Raw genomic sequence first — 15,494 nt, forward strand, 5'->3', positions numbered from 1 at the left:
GAACGTTATGGCCCGTGGGGTTAACAAAGTCATATTGGTCGGCACTTGCGGCCAGGATCCCGAAGTTCGCTACCTGCCTAACGGTAACGCCGTGACCAACCTGAGTCTGGCGACCAGCGAACAGTGGACCGACAAGCAAACCGGTCAGAAAGTCGAGAAGACCGAGTGGCACCGTGTCTCGATGTTCGGCAAGGTGGCAGAGATTGCCGGCGAATACCTGCGTAAAGGTTCGCAGGTCTACATCGAAGGCAAGCTGCAGACCCGCGAGTGGGAAAAAGACGGTATCAAGCGTTACACCACCGAAATCGTGGTCGACATGCAGGGCACCATGCAATTGCTCGGCGGCCGTCCACAGCAGGGCGATCAGCAAGGCGGGGGCAACAACTATCAGCAGTCCGCCCCGGCCCCGCGCCAGCAGCAGGCTCCGCGTCCGCAGCAGTCGCCGCCCCAGCAGTCCGCACCACAGCAGTCGCGCCCGGCACCACAGCAGGCCGCACCGCAGCCGGCTCCGGATTTCGACAGCTTTGATGATGATATTCCGTTCTAGCGGTTACCTTAGACTTTTTTGTAAAGTTTAGCCCTGAAGCCCCCGCACTGCGGGGGCTTTGCATTTCTACGTGTGTAAAAAATATTTCGACTAGGCTCCTATGGTCAGATACCACGTAGAAACGTAAAGATGGGAGTCCGCCGTGAAGCCCTCAGCGCGCAGGATTAAGTCCTTAAATGGCGAGCGACTCATCGTTCTTGTCGACGAGTCCGGGATGCCTCTGTTCTACCCGGCGCTCTACGTCACAGTGCATATGCGCGGGCGCTCTTTGGCGCTGAACACCATTCAAAATGCGCTCGATGCGATCAAAGCTCTGTACGCCTGGCAGGGCTATTACAGCCATGATATCGAGTCGCAGTTTTCGCGTGGGGAGCTGCTCCAAGCTCACGACGTGCATTCCTTACGCGATTTTATGCAAAGACCGTTGAGCCGCGACAACGGTGGCAATATCGCTACGATCTCAGGTAGATCCAGAACGGTTAGCACAGACAATCAGTACGCGCGTATGTCGGTGATAGCCGACTACCTTGGCTTCCTCGCGGGTCAACTTCAAAGATCATCCACGCACGCTGGTGAAGATACCCAGCGGATGGTTTCGCAGATCAAAGCTAACCGCCCCAGAAAGTCGGCTAAGTCCAACAGAGACAGGGACGAAAAACACCTCGATAACATGCTTCTTGATGCGCTAGAGGACGCCTTGAAGCCAGGTTCGGGTAACAATCCCGCACATGAATATGCCGTTCAGGTGCGCAACGCGTTGATGTTCTCAATTCTGCGTGTCACGGGATTGCGACGCGGCGAATTGCTGAACCTGAAGGTCGAGGATATCGACTTTGCGAAAAATACGCTGAAAGTGGTCAGGCGTCCGGATTCAAATGATGACGCTAGAGCCTATCAGCCGGTGGCCAAAACAAGAGAGCGTACTTTTCCGTTGCTGCCCGAGCTGGTAGATAAAATTCAAGGTTATGTACTCAGTCAGCGCAACAAGGTGCCCGGTGCCAAGAAGCATGGCTATCTGTTTGTCACACATAAATCTGGGGCTTCGCAGGGGCGCCCTTTGTCGAATGCCGCGTTCGGCAAGTTCATGGGTGAATTGAGACTGGTTGTCGAAGGCTGCAACGGAATCCATGCCCACTCGCTACGCCATCACTGGAACTACACATTCTCGGCAATCTGTGAGGGGGTAAACATGTCACCCGAGCGCGAGGAAAAGATCCGTTCATACCTGATGGGCTGGAGTGAGACCTCTGGTACTGCGGCAACCTACAACCTTAGACACATCAAAGAACAAGCCGGTAAAGCGGTGCTGGAGCTTCAATACAGGCATCTTGGTACCGCGCGAAAAGGAGATGGGGCATGAATATGCTGACTTCTCAGGAAAATGCCCCCGAGGAGTTTTATTCAAGGGAGGGGTATAGGATCAGTCTTGATGACGAGCGATGGAAACTGAATAAGGATTTCAGCATCCCTGTATTTGTTCTGGCCAGCGTCATGAACGCCCAAATGTATCTGTCTTTCCGGCAGGTGCTCGCTTTTTATGCAAAGACTAGCGCTCCCGCTCACACAAGGAACCTATTTGAGCGTTGCAAGCACTACATCGAATCAACAGCCGGCCAACCCCTGTTCAGTGTCGAGTCCTTGATTTCGTATCGTTCAATGTTGGATAAAAAAACCGAATGGTATTTGGGGACATTGCGTGGACTTATTAGGCGATGGGCTGATCTTGGGTATATAGGTATCCCGAGCGACACTTTAAATTTAGTGGATCAATGGACTCTTAAAGGCAATGAAAAGGGCTATTCAGTTCAATCTATGTGCCCTGACAGCGGACCATTGACTGACATCGAAATGGAAGGCGTTGTAGCAGCAGTTATCGCGGCCTACGGTGATGATCGCCTAGAGCTCATCGACGCCTCTTACGCAATGACCCTAGCCATGACCGGGCGGCGTCCTGGGCAGATTACCGGATTGAAACTAAAAGACCTGATCCAGCAGTCGGATAGGTACTTCATCAGCTTTCCCCGTGCCAAGCAGCGTCATCAGGCTTGGCGTACGACGTTTAACAAATTCGCAGTCGTCGAAGATTTATGGCTGCTTTTACAACAGCAGGCATTGGCAGTTAAGCAGGCGTTTAGCGCCAGTCTGGGTTTTGACGTTCCAGCCGAGTTTGTTCCCGAACTGCCGCTGTTTCCTGCCTTAGGAGCTATCGACATTAGGTTAGAGCTGAGGACAGAACTCCGGGGGGATCGTCTGCACGCACCGAGCACTTCCGTATATAGCGCAATGGATCGGGTCGCTAAAACGATCAAGCTGGTCAGCGAGCGTACGGGCCTGCCTGTTCACCTTAATCCAACCCGTTTTCGCTATACGCTTGGTACTAATCTCGCTCGCGAAGGCAAAGGCGAATACGTCATCGCTGAAGCGCTGGATCATTCTGATACGCAAAATGCCGGCGTATATGTGAGAAATATTCCGGAAATTGTCGAGCGAATCGACAAGGCTGTTGCACTGCAGTTGGCACCTATTGCGCAAGCGTTCCAGGGTGTACTCGTGATATCCGAAAGTGACGCGAGGCGGGGCGATGATCGAAGTAGTCGAATTTCCAATGGCGCCGCGAACCTCGGCACCTGTGGCAGTTACGGATTTTGTGGCGCATTGGCTCCCATTGCTTGTTATACATGCAACCATTTCCAGCCTTGGCTAGATGGCCCTCATGAAGCAGTCCTGGATCGTTTGATTCAGGAGCGAGACAGCGTCCTGGAACAAACAGAGGACAGAAAAATTGCCTCTGTTAATGATCGCCTGATTCTGGCCGTCAGTGATGTAGTTAACAGATGCGACGCGATGAAAAAGGAAGTTTCCCATGAGTGATGTACATCTCTTCATGCCGGAGCAACAGCGCGACACTAAAGCCAATCTCACTGACTTCATTGAAATGTGTCGTGATCGCCTGACAGTCTTTGGAACTGATCTCGACTGGGGCAGCGACACATGGGCGGGAGTTTGTAATTTTACCGTCATAGGCGCTCCCTCTAGGGGGTTCACTTCCAGTCAAATGCTAGACCCTGAAATTGTTCCTTTCGCTAAATCCTATGTGCGCTACCAACACCAGTACTACTCCAACAGTGGCAGTCGCTGCAAAGAGATAAAGGGTATTCGCTGTGTTGAGAAAGCGCTATTGCAGGTCAAAGGAAAGGCAGATATCACGCTGACAGACCTCAATGTATTGGATGTGGCAGCGCAGGTTGCGCGTGAGTACAAGGCGTCCGCATACCAGGCAGGTTGCAGCCTAGTGAAACTCGTAGAGTTTCTTAACCGGGCGAAGATCATTCCGCACGCGCTTGTCTGGAAAAACCCAATCTTAAAGCCCAACGAGCTGAATCGAACTGATGCAGCAACAAAGGCCAAACGTAGCGCGAAGGTCCCGCCAGAGCATTGTATGGAATACATGGCGGAAATGTTTTCCAATGATTTGCAAGACGCACGTGACCGATTTACTACATCTATATTCGCGCTGCTGATGTGTGCACCGTCCCGTATTGCTGAAGTGCAGGATCTTCCGTTCCACTGCTTACATACTGAGAGCGACAGTCACGGTATTGAACGTCTGGGGCTACGATTTTATGCCGGTAAGGGTTATGGCTCGGATATTAAATGGGTTTCAACGCCGTTTAAGAGTATTGCCACTGAGGCCATACGGCGTTTAGTGGAACTTTCAAGTGAAGGACGTAAGTTAGCGTCTTGGTATGAACAGAATCCCCACCGATTCTATCGGCATCCTGGTTGTCCACGCGTGAAGGAGGATGCCGGTTTGTCTAACGAGCAAGCATGCAGAGCGTTGGGGATTTCAGAAGAAAATCCGGCGGGTTCTTTGTGGGCTTATTTCAAACGTTACTCACCGTTTGCTACTCTTAGGTTAAAGGGAGAACCGTTGACCCTGGCTTTTCTCAATGAATATTGCCACAGTAAACTACCAGATAACTGGCCCTGGTTTGATAAAAAGAAAAACATAAAATATTCCGAAGCTCTGTTGTGTTTTAGAAAACATGAACTACGTAAGGATATGAGAGCCAGTCCAGTTTTGCTTTGGAAGCCCGGCACCATTACGTTCACGAGTGACATGAATTATATCAATGGGCAAGAGAGAAATATCTGGATTCGGCACGGTTACAGGAATCTAGACGGAACTGAGATTTCGATGACGTCCCATCAAGTGCGTCATTATCTAAACACTGCCGCGCAGCGTGGCAGTCTCGCTCAGCTTGATATAGCAAAATGGTCAGGACGGGCGAATATTCATCAGAATGCTACGTACAATCACATGACGGATGATGAGTACGTTGATATGGCTCGACAGGTAGGAGTGGGGGGTGTACTTCAGAAAATCAAACTCAAAGTTCCTGTCACGTTTGCAGATCTGGATGCGATGGGCGAAGGCATTGCTCATGTAACTGAATATGGGTTCTGCGTACATGACTTTTCAATGTTGCCGTGCCAGAAGCATCGCGACTGCTTGAACTGCACTGAGCAAGTTTGCGTCAAGGGGGACGAGGAAAAGCTGGAGCGCTTAAAAAAACAGCGTGAGGGCATTCGCTTGCAGCTTAGAAAGGCAGTGAATGCGTCTGAAGAAAGTGTCTACGGTGCAGACCGCTGGAGCCAGCATCAAATTACTACGCTGGATAGAGTAGACCAGCTTATCGAGATCTTGGAATCGCCGACCACTGCGAATGGCTCGGTAATCCATTTAAGCGTTGATCAGGAGTTCAGCCCGCTCAAGCGTGAGATAGCTGCACACACAGTTGTTGCTGAAAACGGTGCTCCTTCTATATTGATCACTCCTGATATTGATGAGCTTCGCACACTCTTTGGAGTCTAACGATGGCAAAGCATCTAACCCGCAGAGACATCGCTATTCTAGTTAACCAGATTGACGCTTGGGAAGGTAAGTTAGGTTGGGATGCTCTGTGTGACGTGGCTGCGCCTCTAATCGGTGGGAGACCTACTCGACAGACCCTTAGTTCGCACGGTCAGATAAAAGCAGCATTTGGACAAAAAAAAATTCAGTTGAAAACCGGATTTGTTTCAACAAAGAGACCGCCAAGCTTGAATATCGCAGAACAGCGCATCAGGCGCTTAGAAAGCGAAAATGAACGCCTAAAAATGGAAAATTCTAAATTATTAGAGCAGTTTGTGAGATGGCAATACAATGCGTACAAACACGGAGTGACCAAAGATAAGCTTGATGTTGAGCTGCCCAAAATTGACAGATAGACATCTTAAACCGTTGGCTGATGAAACTGCGCTTAAGATTGGGTTGTCGAGGCCTGGAGCAATTCTGAGTCGGCGTTGACGTCCCCTCCGGCGAAGCTCGTTCGAAACCATAGCCCTTGAACTGGGCTAACCTTGTGCACGTAGATCGGTTTACGTCTTACCCGATCCTTAACGATACAGGATGAGGCTATGACTTGTGCTGAAGCTGTAGAGGTCGGGGCTGACTTGGCGTTTGAGGAATGGAATCGGCTCTGGATGATTCAAGGTCACGATGTGATGTGCCGCCTTTGCCTGAGACGTCAAAGGCTAGTCTCGGCTCGTGAAGCTTTTACGCACCGTCGACCTTGTATCTGGTCGATGGCCAAAAAAAAACATTACCCCTGGCAAGCATTGGCCAGCATTCTTCAGCCATTCGACCGGAATCATTGATGCGCCAGTGTGTTCAGTGGGAGGATGCCTAGCTTCAATTTTCGGGTAAGTACTACTGAACAGAGGTGAAATAAACGATGTGGGTGTAACTCAGCACCCTCAAACGCCGGAAGCTGCAACATAAAATATTTGATTCGGTCACATCCGAACGGCTCGACCGGATCGCTCTCATGGGCCAGCGAGCACTGGAGGTTTTTGAGAGTCGGGAAGCCGCTACCCGCTGGATGTCAGTACCCAACCGGTCGTTGGGACATTCAATACCGTTGATGCTGTGCTCGACCGGTCTTGGAGCCGTATAGGTTCGTCGTGTACTTCGCGCACTGTAGTGGGGCAGTCCATCCCGTAGCTGCATTCCATATGGTGCCTTAAGCGCAGCTTAATTTTACTAGCTATATGCCATACTCGCTTCTTGCCGCCCCGTCCATGCGAGGCCGAAAGCTCCTACTCGAGTGAGGCAAGTACTCCTGTGATGTTATCTCGTATTGGTATAGGGACATGCTAAAAAAACTCAGATTAAAAAGATCGGATAATTATGATTGCCATGTAGCTGTCTATCATATGTCTAAGATGGTGATAGCTTATATCCACGGTAATGAACATGAATTAAACTTGGGTAGCGAGCAAGGCCTTGATCAATGGGACGATCTTGTTATTGAGCGCAATGATGGTTCTTTGAAATACTTGCAGGTTAAACGTCAGGCCAAAGATTTTTGTGAGTATGGTATTCTCCGAGGAGTTAAAGCTAGAGGGGATAATAAAGGGGATCCTCATGAGTTATCAGCTTTAGACAAGGCTTTTGTAGGGTTGTCTTCTTTTTATAATAAGATTGACGATCATAAGGCATGTGCCAAAAGATTTTGTCTCACAGTGCCGGCGAATAGCATAAATATAAAGAAAGACTTGGAGTTACGAGTTCTCTCTGAACTTTGCCAGGAGTGTAGAAAAGATAGCGCAACGTCCAGTGGCCTTGAGCAAAGGCTTGATGGCGGGACTCAGGATATAATTACATGGCTTAAGAGTTGGTGCGGCTTCACTAGCGTAGAACAGATTTTATTTGTATTAAAAAAAGTCACTATCGAGGCTGTTGGAGATGAAAGTCAAATTCATGAGTGTACTAACACAATTCTGGCTCAGTGCTTCGATGAGGTAGATTTGGCTAGGGAAGCAATTTATAACTATCTTCATAGTGAAGCAACTGATATAGGGGTGGTTTCTCCGAAACATCTGATCCCTCGATTGGAAGGCTTTTTTAAAATAGATCAGAAGGTTTGGACATTTTACAAGCAAAGTGAAGGGGTGGCCGATTGGCATGTAGATGGACTTGTTGTCAATTCCGCTGCTGATCCACTTAACTATGTCGACTCGTTATGGGAGAACGGGCTGAATCAATCAACTTTAATTGTCAGTAACAGCATACCTTTCTCCATGAGTCCGACAAAAAATGATGCTTTAGTTAAGTCACTTTTTAGGTTGGCTATTCATCTTCCTCGTAACTCGCTTGCTTGCTTTACTGACTCTACTCAAGGGCTTGAAGTTGCTCGATTATCAGTGAATGGTACTCTTGGCACAGGGAAACAAGACGTTAGTGGAAATCAGCTTAACTGGAAAGATCATACCCAGCATCACAATATAGCAAGTGGGCGAAATTTAAAAGATAATCTAGAGCTAGAGCATGAGGCATCACATTTAAATAAAAAAATGGATGATCGGACTTGGCTAAAATTAACAGAAGTTATGCATGTAAATTTGAGAGAGCTCAACGGTGATCTGCGGCCTGCAGTACAAGAGTTATGGAGTAGTTGGCGCTCAATATTAAGCGCGTCGACGTTGGATAGAAATAAGTTCCTGTGCGATATGTTAGTGCTCAATGCCGAGAGAAAACATGTGATATCTGAAATGCGTGTCGGGTTGGCTACGGTTGAGCTTATGGCAGAAAGTATATTGTTTTTGCTTATCGTGGCTGCAGCTATAGGTGGCGCCGATGCGAAGTGGGATGCTATAAGTCCTGACCTTGAAGCTAAGCTAGTTGGACTCAGATATTGGGGAGGGACTGGTCGTGAAATTTTAGTGCGTGAACTTTTCTCTGAGGATGATGATGAGTCAGTAGAGTTAGTCATAGGCGGTGAGGTTAAACCTATTTTGTTGCTCCCCCACATTAAATCTTCCTCTAGTGAGTTCTACTCGGTTTCCCTCAGGGACGATAAGTTTAGCTCCGACTCTCTAATTAGTCCTAAGCGCCCTAAACTGTTAGTCACAAAAGGGAGGAAGCTGGATGGGCTAATCCGGGCTGGCGATCTCAACGCTATTCGTGAAGAATTACAAAAAGAGCTTTCTTTAAAGCAGGCGTCACGAGAAAGAAATATAACGAAGGTCAGTTCGGGTGAGATTATATGAATTGTGATAGCCTGCGGGCGGCCATTTTGGAGCTCGCTCAGAATAGGTTTTTTCTCGCAGAACAAGAGCGTTCTGATTATTTCTATTCCTTAGTTCAGGATGGCGTCTTTGCCAGATCTGTTGTTACATTAAAAAAACACACTGCGGGCTCCGGTGGGAATAAAACTTTATTGCTGGTATGTCTTAGCTCGACAGAGCAAATTGCCCTAGGAGCTAAATGGGCCGCTGATGTAAGAGATGAGTTACCCGAACCAGAAGCGTCGGATCTGTATCTATTTTTATCAGTAGATGGCATTTCTGATGGAGAATGTTCCCGACTAGAAGCTGATGAGCAATTTTGTCGAAAGTATGTGCTTCGACCATACGAAAGCTATTCGAGTTTAGTAATGCGTACATTTCTAGGTCCGCTAGAGGTAGGTGATGAGGCGGTTAGCGTTGCAGATCCTGTTGTTAGTGCGATGAGATCAACCGAGAAAGAACATAACTGGCTGGATTCCCCAATGCAGGAGCATTGGAAGCGGCTTTTTTTGTCGGATCACGAAAGTACAGTTATCGCTAGTCTTCTTATCGACGAAAGGAATCAAGAGGAATAACTATGCTAACTTTGAATTCAATAGAGCTGAGCAATATTCGGCGATTTTCAACTAATGTTAAAATTGAAGTAGGGCCTGGTGCAACGATCTTACTTGCACCGAACGGGACTGGTAAGACTGCTGTGTTTGAAGCTATTGAGCTGGCTCTTACGGGTAATGTTAATAGGCTGGGTGAGGACTTTATTCCTCTCATCAAGGACGGAGAGAACCTAGCGTCCGTCAGATTGAACTTCACTAAGTGGAGTCGCGAGGTTTCTGTTACCGAAAGGGGTATAGTAGAAGTTGTTCCAGGAGAGTTAGATGCGCTTTTTCCTGGTGTGGATCCTCAACACTATCCCTACCTTCTCAGATTAACCCATCTATTAGATCAGCGTGGCAAGCAGTGGTTTTTGCAGGGTACTTCAGAGGAAGCTGGTCAGCAGTTATCGCGGCTTCCTCTAGGTAGAGAGGCGAGCCAGATTTTTCAAAAAATGGTCCCAATTAAACGTGCTCTTACGCAAGAAAAAACAGATGCCTCTGCACAGTTAGATAAATTTTCAACTAGTTTGGGTCGATGGGAGAGCTTGGTATCATCAAGAACTGAATCATTGTCGTCGGTTAAGCCATTAAAGTCGCTTGAGGAGATTTTACTTCTCGTAGGTGCTAATGGCTCCGGACTAACTGGCACAACGTCTGCAGATATGGGCTATGTCCGAGAAGAACTAGGATCTATTAGAAATGCCGTTAATCAGAAATTAACAACTTCTCAACAGAAGCTGTCTAGATTAGTTGATTTTTTTCCGCAGTTAAATCGTCATAAAGAGCTGTTGGATAATAAGTCAAGTAGTGAGGTTGCGATTGGGCAGAAATTAGCCGCTCTTGCTTCATTAAAGCAAGATGTGGAGTTGCTTAATCAAAAGATTTCAACTAATGAAGCTTTGTTAATAAGGGTGGCGTCGGATTGCAGTAAAGCCATTAAGAGGAGCGAGAAAGTTGAGTTCTTAGGGCGAGAGCGTTCTAAAATAGTTGGGCTTAAGAGCTTGTTCGACGAGTTGGTTGTTTTAAAGGAATTAAACGAGGAGAAGAAGCTTTCTAAAAATACGGTTTTTCAAGAGCTTAAGGATGTAGTTGGTAAGCACTCGTATGTTTCTGTTACTTTTGAATATTTAACGCAGCAAGAATTAAAACTTTTAACTGCTCGTGAAGCTTTGGCTCAATTGAAGGGTGCGAGTCAGGATTTTCTCAGAATCTCAGAGCTTATAGAAGAACTACAATCGTCAGCTGCGAGTTCAGATTCGCGCCTGTCATCTATTGTTTTAGACGTTAAAGAGGCCGCGATTAAGCTTGGAGAAGCAAGAGCATTACTGGAAGATCTTGCAAGTTTAGAGGGTAAATTAAAGGCAGCGTTGGCCCAATTATCCACCTGCGTGGATCCGGACTCAGACGATTGCCCCGTATGCAAGTCTCATGTTGGAGCTGCACATATCAGGGATAGCCTTGCGGCTGCAAGTTTAGCGGTCGGACCTCAATATTTAATCGCATCAAAAAATCATGATGATTTGGCTTTAGACCTGGCCGCAAAACGTACGGCTATGGAACTCGAGGAAAGTTCTAGAGCTTTGCTGTCTGCAAAGCTCGATGCGGCGCTAAGAGAACAGTCTATTGCCCAATCTAAAATAGATCTCAGCTATAGTAATGAGCTAATACAGGGTCAGGATATAGCCGGTGCTACTCAGTTGCTTGAGCATCTGAGTGACGAGCTAGATCGTAAACGTTATGAGTTAGAAGCAGAGAAGAAGGCCTTGCCGGTAGTTTCACCACAAGATGTATTGCAATCATTGGAGAGTGAAATACAAAGTATTGAAATCGATGGCGATAGAATCGACTCAAGGCTGAAGGAAGCGGAGATACAGATAGCGTCTGGAACTACCAAAATCGTTGACTTGGAAATGGAACTTTCAGAAATTGAAGTCAGCGAAGAGCTTTCAATTCTTGAAGATAGGAGAGCCACTCTTGCTGCGCAGATAGTTGATGATATTGAACAGCAAACTATTTCTAGTCAAAAGCATAGTGTTGAAGAGAAGGGTTTGCAGTTGATTAAAGACTCTGTCTCAGAAAATAATAAAGCTATAACCAGAATAGAAGCTGAGTGGGACGACTTAGGATTCGACGGTCTGCCGGCACTGGAGGCTGCTACTGCCAGCCAGCTAATTCTAACTCAAGAAACTCACAATGCCGAGAACGAACTAATATCGATAGGTAGGAGTCAGGACGAACTCGCTCGTTGGGGCTGGCACGTTGAATCGGAGAAGCTACAAAATCAGATTGACAGTCTTCGAGGAGATTTATCTGAATCAGCATATCGTATAAAAACGCTTGGCGAGATAGAACATCACGCTAACAGAGTTAATAAGGTGGAGCGGGTTAGATCAGCCTTAGAGGATTTTTCGTCAAAGCTGAAAAGCGAGATTGAGACAGTCCAAGAAAAAATAGCGACTGTAGTTCCACTTTGGAGGACGCTACTTAACCGCATTGTGCGGGAGCCTCGATTTGGAAAGACCGACCTAACATATATTTCAGAGCGAAATAGGTCGAAAGCAAGGGTGCATGTTAAGTTGGGAACTCATGAGGTGGCAGTTGCGAACGTTGCCAGTGAGGCTCAAATGACTGATATACAGCTTGCATTCTTATTGTCAATGTCTCTAACTCACAGCTGGTCTCCTTGGAAGGCACTGTTATTAGATGATCCCACTCAACATCATGACTTAGTGCACTCGGCATCAGTCTTTGATCTTCTGAGAGATTTTATCTCTGATCACGGATACCAAGTCGTTATTGCTACGCATGATGCAGCTCAAGCTCGCTTCTTTTTAAGAAAACTTCTCAATGATGGAATCGAGGCGCGGATCGTAAATCTGCAGCCCTCTGATGAGGGTGTTATAGTAAAGTCCATGTAGTGGCATTCGCTTTCTAAATTAGCAGGGGTTATTAAGCGAAGAGATTATATTTTGAGGGCCATTCCTATGCGAACGATTTACGTCAGGTTATGGCCGTCATCTGCAAAGTCTTAGAATGGACGTCTTTTATTGCTCAAAGATTCTTCTGTCTTACAGAGGGGCGTGTAGCCCTCAGATTTAGTTTTGTAAAGTTTTAGCTTATAGATCTAAAATTTTACCGAAATTTTTGACGAAATATGAAATTTTTGAAGGATTCTTGGATTTAGGTCTGCTTTTAGGGCTCTAAACCGTCTGATTTCTTCAGAAGAATAAATTTCAGGTATTCACAAACGTTCGATTTACACCTGAGAACAAACTGTAAAGTATTGTCCTGAGCCCCCCGCCCTGCGGGGGGCATTTTCGTATAATGTAAAAGCTGATTGTTCGCCATCGACAAGTTTTCTACCATGCAAAAAAGTTAAGAGTGGAGGCTTTATGACGCTGTCGGTCAGAAAGTTTACAGGCAGTGATGGGGAACGCCACGCGATGTTGATGGACGAGGCGGGTATGCCTCTCTTCTATCCCGCACTCTGGGTAACAGTGATCCTCCGCGGAGGGGCACGGGCCGTCAACACGATCCATAACGCACTGAGTGCGATCAAATGCCTCTACGCCTGGCAGGATGTCTACGTTTTAGATGTCGAGGAGAGATTTTCCATAGGCGCACTTTTGAAGGGATCCAAACCCGCGGAAAATTTTTACCCTCATCGCGCCGAGAGATTTTAATTCTATTGGGTTTGCTAATGTAAGAACTTGGCGGCTATTTAAAAGTTTCGCGTATTTTTACTTGCGTCGAGGGATGTTGATTTTAATACCTATCTTCCCAGTTTGCTTAGTTCGTCTTTTATTTTGACACTTAACTTTCCTTTCTCTAGTCTTCGCGAAAATACAATCCATTAAGAAATTAGATAGCCTTGTGATTTGTCATCGAGATTTGCTTGGGCAAACTGTTCAATATGAAGCGCCATACTTTTCTCGCTTTTTTATTTGGTTATTGAGTGGTGTGCTTTTCATCAGTCAATATTATTAAGGTTTCTGGCCGGCCAAGCTGGCAGTAATTCATCGTCTCCATCATTGGATGGTGATTTTTTATCTGTTCGATAAAGTGGCTAGGGGGTAGTGAGGTCAGTTTGGCTAGCTTTTCAAGAATATCTTCGTGCCAATTCGGATTTAGTGAATTTATATTCTTACTTGCCTGAATGTGAATTTCATTATATTGGATGTCACTAATCAGTGCTAAGTCGTCTCTGAAATAATGGAGCATGTCTGTCGTATAGGACATTTTAAAAAATGTACTGATCATGCTTCTCCAGGAAATTGCATTAAAGTCTAGTGTCTTTAAGACTGGCAGGAAGCTGTCTATCCTAAACAAAATTCTAGCCATAAAGATTGCAGACGGCGTCGCTTCTACCGGTAGAAATGTTCCAATAACACTAAGTGCACCTGATCGAAGTAGCCCATTAGCTACAGATGCATGGGAGCCGCTTATTGGGCTGGTCAGACATGCACTGAGCATAACTATAGGAGGGATTCTTGCTTTTTCGTATAAGTCCCATGTGTTTAACTTCTCCGCCCCGATTGCAAGCCAACTAATACCCTCAGGACCGTCATGGTCACCATGACAGTCAAAAATCACAATCGCACCACTGTATCTATTCAATGCAGATATTGTTTCTTCGATTGTTTCGACGTCAATGAATTCTACGGTGAGGCCATGCTTGAACGGGAAAGTTTCAATTGCTACTTGAAGATGGCTTTTAATTGGGTCGCATGGTCGGAATGAACGTATTACTAATATATTCAGTAGTGAGTTTTTGTGTATGTATTTTTTCTGCCCTGCGAAGCTGAGTTGCATTAGCATGTTGCCCGGTGTTGCTGGTATCCTCGATACTTCGTGACTAATCATTAGCGGAAGCTTGTCGAAGTATAGCCACTCTATTGGGGCGTCGCTTATTATTTTGCAAGCACCGCTTTTCGTATTTATGTAATTGATTAGTTTTTTGTCTATGTCGCCGACGAAGTCTTCCAATATTTTTCTAAAGGATTGCTGAAGTTTTTGGCTTGAATTGGGGTTCTCTTTTTTCGAAAGCTGTTCAATTTCCTTAAGCTGTTTCGATCTGAGATTTACACTATTAGGTAACCGAATTGCGGGTAGAAACTCACTGGTGGCTATGATGGCCGCACAAAGGTTAGTTATAAAAAGCTCTTTTTGTCGTGTGGCTATTATTAAATGAACGATCGGGTCATGATATGGATTGTTTTCGTCAGCCCCTTCAACCGATATTCCAGAGTATTGGCGGTTTTTGAATATTCCATTCTTTATTAATTCGCGGTGCCACTTTAATTTTACTTTTCGTAAGATTTGATTCCAGTAAATGCCATTCATATCTTGGTGTTTTGTAAACACGGATGGTGCATATAACACGACTTCCTGGCGGCCGTCATATACTTTAGTGTTTATTATGTTGAATATTGAGTCCGCGTTCTCCAGCATTGCGTCTACATAAGAGTCAGGGTTGGATGCGACTAAGGTTTCTGATTCTGTAAATTCAAAGCCCAGGGCGTGGTGTGTTAGTTCTCCAGCTAGTGTGACGCCGGAAGAGCGATTAGGGAAAGGAGCCTTGAGATTGTAAGTGTTCCTGGTTTTTTTGGACGGGTGTTGAGCTGTTCTGTGTAAGTGAGCTGATATGTATTGATCGAGTAATTGGTATAAGGGTGTGGTTTGGTTTTGAAGGTTTATTACGTCATAGGTGTCATGATCGATGAGGCTTACAATGAGTGGAGGATGTTTAAATTTTTTACAGACTCGTATGACGGATTCTAAATCTATCGGGCGACAAAAGAAAATGCAAAAGCGCTCGCTATGTGTGTCAGGAACGGAATCTATATACGAGGCGCTTATAGGAGTTGCATTCTTGAAAGAAGATTCGCGCCTTGATTCAAGTAGTTGTTCATATGTGTAGAAAATTTCAAATGGAGTATTTGGTGCGCAGCACAGGGCGTGAAATAACAGTATTGATTCTGCTTCTGCTAACCCAGGATGGAACCCCTGAAAGGTAGTGAATTTTTCTTTCGTGAGGGCAGGGATTACAAAAAAATAGTGAATTTCTTCCATGATGACTCCGCTAAGCGTGTTGATCCAGCTATCGAAGCTTAGCTCGCGCAATGTCTATATGCTATTACACGCTCATAGGGAGAACCAAACAGCCAGTCCGATGTGGCTGCTGTCTATGGGCACAATGCCACCATTCAGATACCATTCGCATCAATCGGGATACAGGACAA

Annotated in this window: 11 protein-coding genes; 10 read left to right on the forward strand and 1 reads right to left on the reverse strand. The window is 46.2% G+C overall.

Annotated features, from left to right (window positions below):
- Positions 1-7: 7 nt before the first annotated feature.
- The 10 genes from DU29_RS0109785 to DU29_RS0109835 all read left to right on the forward strand — a co-directional run bounded on the left by DU29_RS0109785 (position 8) and on the right by DU29_RS0109835 (position 12,935).
- Positions 8-547 (forward strand): single-stranded DNA-binding protein, encoded by a 540-nt coding sequence (locus tag DU29_RS0109785; protein ID WP_028621553.1) that lies wholly within the window; start codon positions 8-10, stop codon positions 545-547.
- A gap of 142 nt (positions 548-689) precedes the next feature.
- Positions 690-1,907, forward strand: coding sequence for a tyrosine-type recombinase/integrase (locus DU29_RS0109790; protein ID WP_028621554.1), 1,218 nt, complete (start codon positions 690-692; stop codon positions 1,905-1,907).
- Positions 1,904-3,418, forward strand: a complete 1,515-nt coding sequence (locus tag DU29_RS0109795) for a site-specific integrase (RefSeq protein ID WP_028621555.1) — start codon at positions 1,904-1,906, stop codon at positions 3,416-3,418. Before DU29_RS0109790 ends, DU29_RS0109795 begins: the two co-directional genes overlap by 4 nt.
- Positions 3,411-5,423, forward strand: coding sequence for an integrase (locus DU29_RS0109800; RefSeq protein WP_028621556.1), 2,013 nt, complete (start codon positions 3,411-3,413; stop codon positions 5,421-5,423). The genes DU29_RS0109795 and DU29_RS0109800 overlap by 8 nt, the downstream gene beginning before the upstream one ends.
- A 2-nt stretch (positions 5,424-5,425) precedes the next feature.
- Positions 5,426-5,818, forward strand: coding sequence for a hypothetical protein (locus DU29_RS0109805; RefSeq protein ID WP_028621557.1), 393 nt, complete (start codon positions 5,426-5,428; stop codon positions 5,816-5,818).
- A 599-nt stretch (positions 5,819-6,417) separates the two neighbouring features.
- Complete coding sequence (locus DU29_RS1000000133700) at positions 6,418-6,546, forward strand: MbcA/ParS/Xre antitoxin family protein (protein WP_081832463.1); 129 nt, start codon at positions 6,418-6,420, stop codon at positions 6,544-6,546.
- Between the two features lie 196 nt (positions 6,547-6,742).
- Entirely contained in the window at positions 6,743-8,641 is a 1,899-nt protein-coding gene (locus DU29_RS1000000132265) for an ABC-three component system protein (protein ID WP_152635533.1), read from the forward strand.
- Positions 8,638-9,234 carry an ABC-three component system middle component 1 gene (locus tag DU29_RS1000000132270; protein ID WP_152635534.1) on the forward strand — a complete coding sequence of 199 codons (597 nt, stop codon included), beginning with the start codon at positions 8,638-8,640 and terminating at the stop codon, positions 9,232-9,234. The genes DU29_RS1000000132265 and DU29_RS1000000132270 overlap by 4 nt, the downstream gene beginning before the upstream one ends.
- 2 nt (positions 9,235-9,236) lie before the next feature.
- A complete protein-coding gene (locus DU29_RS0109830; protein ID WP_028621560.1) occupies positions 9,237-12,170 on the forward strand; it encodes an AAA family ATPase in 2,934 nt (977 codons plus the stop codon).
- A 474-nt stretch (positions 12,171-12,644) separates the two neighbouring features.
- On the forward strand, positions 12,645-12,935 hold the full coding sequence (locus DU29_RS0109835; protein ID WP_028621561.1) for a hypothetical protein: 291 nt from the start codon (positions 12,645-12,647) through the stop codon (positions 12,933-12,935).
- Positions 12,936-13,200: 265 nt separating this feature from the next.
- On the opposite strand, the gene DU29_RS0109840 is transcribed toward DU29_RS0109835, so the two are convergent.
- Positions 13,201-15,324 carry a CHAT domain-containing protein gene (locus DU29_RS0109840; protein WP_033050410.1) on the reverse strand — a complete coding sequence of 708 codons (2,124 nt, stop codon included), beginning with the start codon at positions 15,322-15,324 and terminating at the stop codon, positions 13,201-13,203.
- Positions 15,325-15,494 lie beyond the last annotated feature (170 nt).

Source organism: Pseudomonas sp. Ant30-3, from assembly GCF_000690905.1.
In the GTDB taxonomy this organism is placed as follows: Bacteria; Pseudomonadota; Gammaproteobacteria; order Pseudomonadales; family Pseudomonadaceae; genus Aquipseudomonas.